The following is a 10,076-nucleotide window of genomic DNA, read 5'->3' on the forward strand; positions in this document are numbered from 1 at the left end:
AGGTTGTGGAGAAGAGAATACCGAGAAGCGGAGCGGATCTGGATTCCCCGATGGTTCCAGGAGGTGAGGTGGCCCTGAGGCTTGTGAGAATAGAGAAGCTCACAATAGACCAGCTGATATCAGAGCTGAGCGAGATATCCCAGTACATCTATTCAGTTCACTTCAAGCCTCTTGGAGGAGAGGTGAAGAAGATGAGGAAGGAGGATTTTTTCCAGAAGGATAGGGAGGTGTTGAAGAATGCAGGTTTTGATGATTGGTCTTGGGCTTGGGGGGACAGCGGTAGCTGATAGAGTTCTTACAGAGATGGAGCATGCATTCGCAAATGCAATGGTCTATGAGATTTACAGAGCATGCATTGAGGGAGTTGAGGAGGATGCAAAGTGCTACGTTGGTGTTAAAGAGAAGAAGGTATGGTATGCAGAGAGAATTGCGGTTGAGGCTCTTAGACCAGAAGTTATAGTTGAGAAGGAGGAGGATAAGAAGAGCTTAGCAGGACTTCCAAGACCCTACGTTGTGGAGACAGAGAAAAAGCTGGACGAGGACTACAAAAAGATGAAAAAGCTTATAAAAGAGGAAAAAGGACTGGAAAAAGAGGAAAAAGACGATCTAATCGCATTTCTGGAGATAGTGCACGAGAGGAGAAAAAGAGGAAGCCTCTTCATGAAGGGAAGGAAAAATAGGTTCGTAGAGGCACTTGAGGATATTGTAAAGAGGAGAAAGTACATTGATGTCCTTCTGATGAACACATCAAGGCAGGACAAGGCCACTATAATGGAAAACCAGAAGACGAAAGTAAGAGTGGGCACCAATATCCTTGGGAATCCAGTAGAGCTGTCAAGATTCGATGAAATAAGAGTTAAGGACGAGGACTACATAATATTCGGTGAGCAGATCACACATGGAGGAGGGGCAGGGTGGGACAACGTGACAGGGATGAAAATGGCTGCCCTGGAGGAGGATTACTTCAGGAAGATAATAGGGGATAGGCTGAGCACAAGGAGCCTTGAGGAGAGGGCAGCTCTCATAGTAGCTGTTGTCTTCGGATCCGGGGGCGGAACTGGAAGCGGGGCAGCACCTGTCGTTTGCAAGGCAGTGAAGGATCTGAGGAGGGAGGATGTCAGGACTATTGCATTTGCCCTTCTTCCGGCAAAAGAGGAATGCAGAATGAGGGCATATAATTCCGTGACAAGCCTCGCATTCACAAATGAGATGGTCACAGGAGTGGGTCTAATTCCTCTTGAGGATTATGTAAAGCCCAATCTTCCGCTTAGAGAGGCATACGATATAGCTGATGAGAACCTTGCAAGGTTCTTCGTGCTGATGGCTGGAGCTGAGGAGCTTACTGACATAAAGAACGATGTGAAAAATGAGCTTATTAAGATATTTGGGGGTAGATAAACATGGGGGTGCTTACATCTCTCAAGGCTAAAATTCTACGGATTAAGGAGCTTCCCGAGAAAATACGAGAATTTCCTGAATGGTTCTATCTCATCGTTTCGCTTATCGTTATATTATTGCTTTCCTTTACCCTCAGGGAGATATGGGGACTTCTTGCCGGGCTTCTCTTATCTTTACTAGCAGTGGCTCTTCCAACTTGGTGGTGGCTTCACTCCACTTGGAAGAAAATTTTGTCAGCGAGACTGTCAAAATACATTGATGTCCTGAAGAAGAGAGAAGAGGTGAACTATAGAAACTTAGACTCAAAGAACATAATAGATGCATTTGAAAAAGCACCTGGATGCTTCTACTTCTCCTACAAAGAGGTCCCAGAATCTGTGCTGGCGGAGGTAAGGGATGGGAAAATAGAGAGGGTGAGTTCTCCCGCATCCCGCATATTGGAGAAGCTGAGGGAGATGACTGCAGTTAGGTTTGTAGATGTAAGGACTGGAATGACCTCCTTCTTCGTCATAAGATCTGAGGATGAGCTAATAGATGAAGTTGCATTTGATCAGATAGTCACCCAAGTTAAGACAGAGGCGAAGATGATGCACTCAGTAAAGTCGCAGGTAATAGATATCCCTATATGGAGGGTGGAGAAAAAGGATGAGAAGGAGGAGATGAGCAGGAAGATAGGGCTTTTGTTCCTCATATCAGGCGTCGATATCCCGATTAAAATAAAAGAAGATGTAAGGGTAGCTAGAGAGCAGGACAGGATAATATCGGACATGGAGCTTATGAAGGCAATGAAACAAGCTGCATATGACCTTCAGGAGGGAAGAAGAGATGAATATGAGAGAGCACTGAGCAGAATAGCATTCAGGGCACACAGAAGGATGGAGCATGCAAGAAGAAGGGAGGATATTAAGGAGTAAGGGGGTGATGGAATGGAGGAGGAGTATCCGAGGATAAGAAGCCTTGAGGAGGGAGTAGATGTATTATTTCCCTTTTTGACCACAACAGAGAGGAAGGAACTCCTTGATGGGATAAGAAGAGCTCTAATGGAGGTTCTCGGGGATGATTGGGGTAAGAGGGAGATTAGCGTTGATGAGATGAGGGAGGAGATGAGAAAGAAGCTAAGGGATGAGATTAAGGGAATCGAGACAATTCCAGAGGATGAAAGGGAGAGAATACTGGACAGAATTGAGAGACTCATTCCTGCAGAGGAGCTTGTTAAACTTAAGGGGAAGATAAAACACAGTCTAACGGATAGAATTAAGCTGAAAGAAAGCGTAATAGATGCCTTTAAGAGGATTTTGGAGGAGAATCTGAGAGGGAAGATAAGATCTCTCGAAGATATTGAGAAAAAGTTGGATAAAATAAGGGAGAAACTGGAGGAGAAAAAAGCAGAGAAAGAATGTCAAGATCATCCAATGAAAAAAGAGGTTTCAGCAAAGGAAGTTCAAGAGAAGGAATCAGAAGGATTAATAAGCCAGAATGAAGAAAAAATCAAGAAAGAGTTAGATAAAATAAGGAGTGTTCTCAATGAAGTTAAGGAAGAGTTAGATAAGATTGAGGAAAGCCTTGACGATATGCTAAAGAAAGCGAAGGAAGAAGAAACTGGGGAATATGAAGGAGAAGATTTTGAGAGCGAATGTGAGAAGAAGCTGAAGCATAACATTAAGAGCGAGCTGGGAGAGATTCGGAAATCTTTTCAGGAAAGAATAGATAGTAAAATTGATAAAATTAAAAGTAAAATCGGGGAAATCCGAGATAAAATAGAAGAAAGGAAGAAAAGATTTGGAGAAATCAGGGAAGAAGTGAAAGGAATGGAGGAGCAAAAGAAAGAAGCTTTAGAAAAAGTGATAGAAGAAGTGGAAAATGAAATTGAAAATATAGAAAATAAGATTAATGAAATAAAAGATAAGAAGATAATAATTAACGAGAGGATAAATGAAGAGATAATTAAGAGGTACGGAATCAAGGAGGAAATAAAGAAGCTCTGTGAGGAGATAGAGAAGTCAGTGGATATATCCGCTTACCTAGTGGAGGGAGCAGAGAGAATAATCGTTGATAACATGAACAGGATGGTGAAGAAGGATCTGAGCCTGTACATATCCTGGAGCCTCGGGAACCCCCTGAGGGAGTTTTATTATAGAGTAAAGAGAGGTGAGGAAATATGAAGGAATATATAATTTTATTTTTCATCTTCGTTATTGGTATTGTTCTACCTTGGATATATGTTTCATCTGCTCCTCCTCTTACAAGCAAATACGTCATGAAAGCAACTCATGAGGGGAAGACAGTTTTCACACTGACTTCTACCGAGAATGTCCTAGATATAAATGCAGTTGGGGATAAAGGATTAAAAGATACTATGGGACTTCCTGATCTCTATTTCTCCGGTAAGGAGGAGGCTTTGTCTGTGGAGATGATAGGAAGATGGGACATAACAGCAGAGAAAGATGTCGACTATATTGAGCTCTACCTAATTGAGAGTAAGAAAGAGGAGAAAGCGAATTTGAGCATAAAGATATTCCCAACAGAGGCGAATATAACAGCCTATATAGGAGGAACTTTGATTTACCAAAACAGGACTTTAAACATAACGAAAGACGCAGAACAGTTTGGTCTGAAGCCAATAAGCCTGAGGGATCTTGCAATGACCTCGAAGAACAGAGATACTCTGATTAATGGAGTTTTCTCAAAGTACATATTACCTACAGTGAGAGCGCTTGGCTGGAAACTTGAATGGAGAAATTGCACTCCTGAAAGCACTCCTAGAGGAGACATCTATACAATAAGGGCAGTGTTTTCAATAGATATCATGGAGAAGGGTGAACTCCTTCAGACATGGAGCGGGTTGGATGTAGGAAGGGAGAAGAAAGCATATTTTACAATCAGTGTTTCTGATATAAAAGAATATAAAGGATACCCATATTTGCTATTAAGAGCATTTTATAAGTATATGCCAATAAAACTCGAGAATAATGAGCCGAAGTTCAGCTGCATAAACGAGACCCAGTTCGGTTATTTGGAGAGAATTCTGGACACTTACTACAGGTGGTTTCTTGGGGGAGGAAGCTCAATTCTGAGAAATTACACCGATATGGTGCCGGGATTTTGGGTACAAGATCAACAACTTGACTGTAAATTGTTTTACTGCAAAAAACTGATATTTCCGAGATCTGAAGAGATTATAGGAGCTAGGAGGGGGTATATAATACCATATGTCTCCGATACATTAAGAGAGGAAATCACCGAAGAGAAAGTGGGAGAGCTAGAGGGAAAAATATCCCAGTCAACTTTCCTTAGCTGGCTTTTCAATTCGCTATTGATATCCTTGGTCCTCTTAGTAGGAGTCTTGATAGTGAAAAGAGCTAGATAAGGTGATTTTCAGTGAGATGCATTCTACTTGGGATAGGATCAAGAGCAGCAAGAGTTATCAACGAAATACTTAGAAACTCAAGGGATCCCCTTTCGCTTGGCAACCTTTTTCCCATAGACATCAGTACGAGGAAGGATGAGAAGCCATATGAAGCTGAGATAGAGGTTACAAAAGAGGGCACCAGAATTAGCCCGAGAAAGAAGGAGGACGGGCACTATTACTACATGGTTGACCCTGGAACCTACAGCATTCACCTGAAAATGCCCGAGGGCGATTTATGGAAGACGGAGGAAATAAAGGACAAGGGAAAAAGAATAGAAGTTTCAGTTCCTGAGGCAAAACCTCCAAAACCATCCAGGTTTTCAAGGGAGCTGAAAATGCTGATCCTTGGCAAGCTTGCAGGCCTGATACCCATTGCAATGGACATCAATATGCTTCCCTACTGTCTGCTCATAGTTATCATGGGAATACTGCCCGAAATAGTGGCAGATAGAGTGAAGGTAGATGGAACTGCGAAGAAAGGAGGATTTCTCTCCTTGGTGGGGGCAGTTGGCCTTGCCTTCGGATGGTTTGCCTGCTACAAAGCCCTTCCTTTAGGAGGAATTGCAGTTCCGCCAGAGGTTCCATACATAGGGGCTCTTTCAGTCCTCTCATCGATGATAGGTGAGGTTGCAGCCTACATATACCTCCTCTTGACAAGGCCGGTGGAGAGGATCCCAATTCTGAAGGAGTTCTACTCAGTATTGAAGCTCATAGCAGTCATGTTCATAGGATCCCTGATAGGCGGACTTGTAGGAGCTTTGATAATCTGGCTCTTTCACATGGATATTCCATTGAACAATTTGCTAAATGCTTGGGCTTCTCTTTTTGCATACTCTCTAATCTCTTTTATAATTTCGATTTTCGTAGCATGGGCCTCCTATAAGCTCTGGAGGTACAATCTGAGGAGGTTCTGGAAATCAGCTACTCTTGGGGCAATGTCATTCCTCATAATGCTTGCAGCCGGGCTTTACCTGTCAGCACATGGTTTAGCAATCTTAAAAGCTGTTCCCACCGTTCCAGATGGCCTTCTCATCCCGTCTATTGCCCTAGCAACCGCCTCAATTCTCGGATATTATTACTTCAGGAAAATAAGGCCGGTTATCGAGGTCAAGCAGGAGGATATTCCCATTCCGATAGTTCCACATAGAAGCTATAAGGGTGAGGTTGTTGCTCTCGTCCTTCAGCAGCAAGATCAGCCGCTGGACTGCGTAGATGTTCAGGAGAAGGAGGCAAAGGAGTTCGGGATAAGCCTCAAGTACATAATACCTCAGGCATCCGAGATACCCAGATTTGTTAGGGATATTGCATCCTCCATTAAGCAGATAAAAAGAGTTATATGGGAGAGGACAGGAAAGCCTCTTGATGCAGTATTTGTGCTAATGGACATGGAGATGAGGGATAAAGTTGATCCAGAGGATCCCGCTGTCCTGACATCCCTCTGGCTCTCATCCTCAATATCCGATATCGTTGGGGTTCCCTCGATTCTCATGCTGATCCTCCCTGAGAGACCTGTGAAGGAGGCAGCCCCGATGCTCTCATGCGCTCCAGCTGAGGGCTTGGCTCCTCTTGATCCAAGCTTCAGGGATTATGTGATGAAACAGCTGGAGTGCTACAATGGCCTGATATTGGTGGATCCAGCTTATCTGGCTCCGGGTGTGATGGGCGTTGGAACTGTGGAAAAAGTCCTAACGGAGGAGATTGTCAAGAGGATATGTCCTCTTCTGGAACCTGGAAGCCCTGATGTGATATCGGCATCTGGAGTCGACTCCCAGCACGTGATAAACGGGATAACAGGTCCTTCTAACAAAAAGGGGATATCTGTTGTCGGATTCTCCTCCACTGAGATGCCTAAATATGATAGAAATGCTGTCTCCATGGTTGTTAGGGAATCCCTCACGAACACCACAGCAAGGGCAGAGTTAAAGGATGCTGGAAGCGTCTTCATCCTAGCCAGAGGGGACAGGGATCTCATAAGCCTCAGTGATATATACTACTCTGTTAAAGCCCTATATAAGGGGCCTGTCAGTGCATTTGATGTTGAAACTGGGGATAAAGGACGTCTGGAAATTGTTTCCATCCTCTCAGGGATAATGCCTGATGTTCTTCCCATATGGGGAGGAAAGGAGCCCCTAGAAAGAGAGATAGAGGAGAGGAAAAAGGAGCTTAAGAGAAAAGTTGAGGAGAAGATGGAGGAGATAGACAAGGAGCTTGACAAGATGAGCGAGGAGGAAAAGGAGGAGATAAAGAGAAGGCTTGAGGAGGAGAGGAAAAGGATAGAGGAGATAGGAAAGAAGAAAGAAGCTGAAGAAGAGATGAAAAAGGAGGCTGAAGAAAAGGAAGAAGCTGAGGAGAAGAAAGAAGCTGAACTTGAGCCAGCTGTTGAGGCCGAAAGAGCAAGAAAAATTCGAACTGAAGCAAAAATGCCCAGAAGAAGGATGGACTTCACAAAGATAGATGCTGAGAGGCTTGAGAGGATTGTCATCGGGAACTAGGTGTCTGTATGAGCGAGGACATAGTATCTGAGATAAGGAGAATATACGAGGATACCATTGAGAGGAAGAAGAAAATCGATGAAGATGTGAAGATGCTTGCCTATTTCGTCGGCAAGCTAAACTCCTTGATAAACACCCTGAAGCTGATGGAGAAGATGGGAAATGAGGTCAAGGATGACCTCACAAGGGCTGCTATGCAGGGTCTTGAGGCAAAAAGGGTGTTTTTAAGCGAGCTTCCTGAGAGAAAGCCCGAGGATTACGAGAGGTTCAGCAGGGAAGCTGAGAGGATAAATGAGAGGCTAAAGGCACAGAAAGAAGCTATTGACATGCTGATAAATGCCTTCAAATCTAGGGTGGAGGAGGAAGCTGAGAGAGTTAGGGAGAAGATAATGGAGAAGAAAAGGGAGAAATCGCACTAATTAAAAACTTTATTTTTTCCCTTTTAGAGTTGCTTATGAGGGTCGTGTTCATTGGAGTTGGCGAGGCCCTCGATGAGAAGGAGGCAAACACCTCAATCCTGATAGAATCTAGAATGAATATACTGCTGGACTGCGGTTACAATATCCCCAATAACCTCTGGAGATACAGAGATGACCCGGATTTTCTGGACGCGATCTACATAAGCCACTTCCATGCGGATCACTGCTTCGGCATCCCTCCTCTTCTCATGAGGATGTGGGAGGATGGAAGGAGGAAGAAGCTCCTTATAATGGGGCAGAGAGGGATAAAGGAGAGGGTTGAGCTCCTAATGAACCTTGGCTATGAGGGCTTTCTAAACAGAATGAATTATATAAAGTTTATTGAAGTTGATAACGGTGCTGAGCTCAATGGCGTTTCCATAAGGACTGCCAGAACAGAGCACAGCTTGAAAAATCTGGCCGTGAGAATAGATGTAGATGGAAAGAGCGTATGCTACAGCGGAGATGGAAAGCTTACAAGCGATGTAGTCAAGCTTTTTAGAAAGAGCAACCTAGCTATATGCGAGTGCTACTTGATAAAGCCCATCGTTCAAACACACTCCTGCCTTGAGGATCTGAAATTTGATGATGGTCCGGAGCTGATAGCACTGGTGCACATAAACAGGGGGGAAAGGGAGAAAATAAAGGAAGTAGTAAGAGGAGAAAATCGCTTTATAGTTCCAAATCAATTTGATTCAATAGATCTTTAATTAAAATATGTATATAACTGAAAAGCTAGAATTTATAACCTTACTTACGAGAATATCCTATGAGCATCGAGATCGATCTCGTGAGGCCTGTCAACCCGGCTGGTGCCAGTTTTATCAAGTACCTCTGGGGAGCTATAGGAGCTAGAAACAGGACAATCCTGCAGGAGCACAAGAGGGATCTGAGCAGACTTTTGATGAAGTTAAGCTTCGCCCTAGAGGACAAAATAGGGCCGAACAAGCTGGTCACAGGAAAGGTTGTTGTTGAGCTAAAGGATGGAAGGCCATACAAAGCAATTGCAAGGAATCTTAGAGTTTGGCAGGAGACAGGATCGCTGGAGGGAGAGGTTGCGGTTGAGCTGAGAGAATAATAAGATGAAACACAAAGCTTTTCCCAAATCAGCTTTCCATCCTTTCGAATGCTTCCCCTAAAACGGATATGATCACAGCCATAGAAGAGATTACTAGAAGAACGATATGAATAGGAGATTATAAATATTCTCCTTCCTTAAATTACAATCTGAGGTATAATAACCCTAGAGATCAATTCAGGGAAACATCAGACTTTCCAGCTGGAAACGGTTATTTGCTCTCATCTAGGATCTTCCTTATCTCAGCAGGTTTCCTCACTATCTTGATTCCCATCCTATCAGCGAAATCAGCAACTCTCTTGGGTATAATCCCGGATCTAGAGTATATTATCAGGAGATCCGGTTTTCTTCCCCAGTTCTCCTCTATAACGCCGATCCCATTCTTCAGCTGCCTTACATCCTCTATCTTCGGCTTTATCGCTATATCTATGGATGCTAAAATGCCTCTTCCCTCTATCAGGATATCCGCTTCCGTTCCATCCCAGATGAAAACCTCATAATCCGGGGCATTCTTTCTGAACCATCCCTGGAGCGTCAATCCAGTTCTGAACTCCACATCCCTTCCCCTCAGCCTTCCAGTTTCCCCAAGAAGTTTTTTCACATTTTCAGTCAGCTTATCTATGTTTTCAGTATTCTTATCAACTTTCTCCGTCAATTTTGCTATGTTTTCAGTGTTTTTATCAACCTTCTCTGTTAGCCTTGCTATGTTCTCAGTATTTCTATCGACCTCCTTCTCTATATGGAATATTAAATCTAGGAGAGGCTTGAACACATCCCTGAACACTATTCTTCCCGCTTCCTCGAAATTTCCCCTCCTTATAGCCTCGAGCACAACATCCTCGGCCTTCTTCAATGCTTCCTCCATCATGACAATATCCCATAAATGATTTTAAAAAGTTCACACAAGGCCATTTAAGCCATTAAGATGCAAATGAAGGACTAAGTGCCCGTCAGCCTCTCCTTCAACAGGTTTATCACATCAGATTTTATGGATGATATCTCCTGTCTCAGCAGCTTCACATCCTCCTTCAGGTCATCAATCCTCTTGTTAGTATCATCTATCCTCTTGTTAAGAGAAATGCTCAGATCATCTATCCTCTTGTTCAGGGATTCGTTCATGATCTCCATTCTTTTATTCATCTGATCCAAAAGGAGGATTATTACTTCAGTATCGGTCAGCCTCTTCCCCTCTGTAAGCTTTCTAGCTATTCTTTCGGATGCCTGTCTGAGCGCCTCCTCCA

Annotated in this window: 11 protein-coding genes; 9 read left to right on the forward strand and 2 right to left on the reverse strand. The window is 43.6% G+C overall.

Annotated features, from left to right (window positions below; translation table 11 throughout):
* From D6D85_RS16125 to D6D85_RS04800, 9 genes are all read left to right on the forward strand, one after another.
* Positions 1-287 (forward strand): hypothetical protein (locus D6D85_RS16125; protein WP_161969691.1); only part of this gene is annotated, 287 nt, incomplete at its 5' end.
* A complete protein-coding gene (locus D6D85_RS04765; protein ID WP_125670931.1) occupies positions 238-1,398 on the forward strand; it encodes a hypothetical protein in 1,161 nt (386 codons plus the stop codon). The genes D6D85_RS16125 and D6D85_RS04765, both read left to right, overlap by 50 nt.
* A gap of 2 nt (positions 1,399-1,400) precedes the next feature.
* Positions 1,401-2,312, forward strand: a complete 912-nt coding sequence (locus D6D85_RS04770; protein ID WP_125670932.1) for a hypothetical protein — start codon at positions 1,401-1,403, stop codon at positions 2,310-2,312.
* A 12-nt stretch (positions 2,313-2,324) separates the two neighbouring features.
* On the forward strand, positions 2,325-3,560 hold the full coding sequence (locus D6D85_RS04775; RefSeq protein WP_125670933.1) for a hypothetical protein: 1,236 nt from the start codon (positions 2,325-2,327) through the stop codon (positions 3,558-3,560).
* Positions 3,557-4,765, forward strand: coding sequence for a hypothetical protein (locus tag D6D85_RS04780; protein ID WP_125670934.1), 1,209 nt, complete (start codon positions 3,557-3,559; stop codon positions 4,763-4,765). The genes D6D85_RS04775 and D6D85_RS04780 overlap by 4 nt, the downstream gene beginning before the upstream one ends.
* Positions 4,766-4,776: 11 nt before the next feature.
* Positions 4,777-7,299 (forward strand): Yip1 family protein, encoded by a 2,523-nt coding sequence (locus D6D85_RS04785; RefSeq protein ID WP_125670935.1) that lies wholly within the window; start codon positions 4,777-4,779, stop codon positions 7,297-7,299.
* 8 nt (positions 7,300-7,307) lie between these two features.
* Positions 7,308-7,718: a hypothetical protein gene (locus D6D85_RS04790; protein ID WP_125670936.1), complete on the forward strand. Its 411-nt coding sequence runs from the start codon at positions 7,308-7,310 to the stop codon at positions 7,716-7,718.
* 35 nt (positions 7,719-7,753) lie between these two features.
* Positions 7,754-8,467 (forward strand): MBL fold metallo-hydrolase, encoded by a 714-nt coding sequence (locus tag D6D85_RS04795; protein ID WP_125670937.1) that lies wholly within the window; start codon positions 7,754-7,756, stop codon positions 8,465-8,467.
* A 59-nt stretch (positions 8,468-8,526) separates the two neighbouring features.
* Complete coding sequence (locus D6D85_RS04800) at positions 8,527-8,835, forward strand: hypothetical protein (RefSeq protein ID WP_125670658.1); 309 nt, start codon at positions 8,527-8,529, stop codon at positions 8,833-8,835.
* A gap of 211 nt (positions 8,836-9,046) precedes the next feature.
* Here the strand turns inward: D6D85_RS04800 and D6D85_RS04805 are convergent, their stop codons facing one another.
* Together D6D85_RS04805 and D6D85_RS04810 are read right to left on the reverse strand one after the other, a co-directional pair.
* Positions 9,047-9,700: a hypothetical protein gene (locus tag D6D85_RS04805; RefSeq protein ID WP_125670938.1), complete on the reverse strand. Its 654-nt coding sequence runs from the start codon at positions 9,698-9,700 to the stop codon at positions 9,047-9,049.
* Positions 9,701-9,774: 74 nt separating this feature from the next.
* Positions 9,775-10,076, reverse strand: a 302-nt coding sequence (locus tag D6D85_RS04810) for a hypothetical protein (RefSeq protein WP_125670939.1), incomplete at its 5' end; no start/stop codon positions are given.

Source organism: Candidatus Methanodesulfokora washburnensis (assembly GCF_003947435.1).
In the GTDB taxonomy this organism is placed as follows: Archaea; Korarchaeota; Korarchaeia; order Korarchaeales; family Korarchaeaceae; genus Methanodesulfokora; species Methanodesulfokora washburnensis.

What these genes read in the sequence shown, in the direction of transcription:
- D6D85_RS04765 (WP_125670931.1), top strand. Translation starts at nt 238, where the DNA reads ATGCAGGTTTTGATGATTGGTCTTGGGCTTGGGGGGACAGCGGTAGCT.
- D6D85_RS04775 (WP_125670933.1), top strand. Translation starts at nt 2,325, where the DNA reads ATGGAGGAGGAGTATCCGAGGATAAGAAGCCTTGAGGAGGGAGTAGAT.
- D6D85_RS04795 (WP_125670937.1), top strand. Translation starts at nt 7,754, where the DNA reads ATGAGGGTCGTGTTCATTGGAGTTGGCGAGGCCCTCGATGAGAAGGAG.
- D6D85_RS04805 (WP_125670938.1), bottom strand. Translation starts at nt 9,700, where the DNA reads ATGGAGGAAGCATTGAAGAAGGCCGAGGATGTTGTGCTCGAGGCTATA.
- D6D85_RS04770 (WP_125670932.1), top strand. Translation starts at nt 1,401, where the DNA reads ATGGGGGTGCTTACATCTCTCAAGGCTAAAATTCTACGGATTAAGGAG.
- D6D85_RS04780 (WP_125670934.1), top strand. Translation starts at nt 3,557, where the DNA reads ATGAAGGAATATATAATTTTATTTTTCATCTTCGTTATTGGTATTGTT.
- D6D85_RS04790 (WP_125670936.1), top strand. Translation starts at nt 7,308, where the DNA reads ATGAGCGAGGACATAGTATCTGAGATAAGGAGAATATACGAGGATACC.
- D6D85_RS04800 (WP_125670658.1), top strand. Translation starts at nt 8,527, where the DNA reads ATGAGCATCGAGATCGATCTCGTGAGGCCTGTCAACCCGGCTGGTGCC.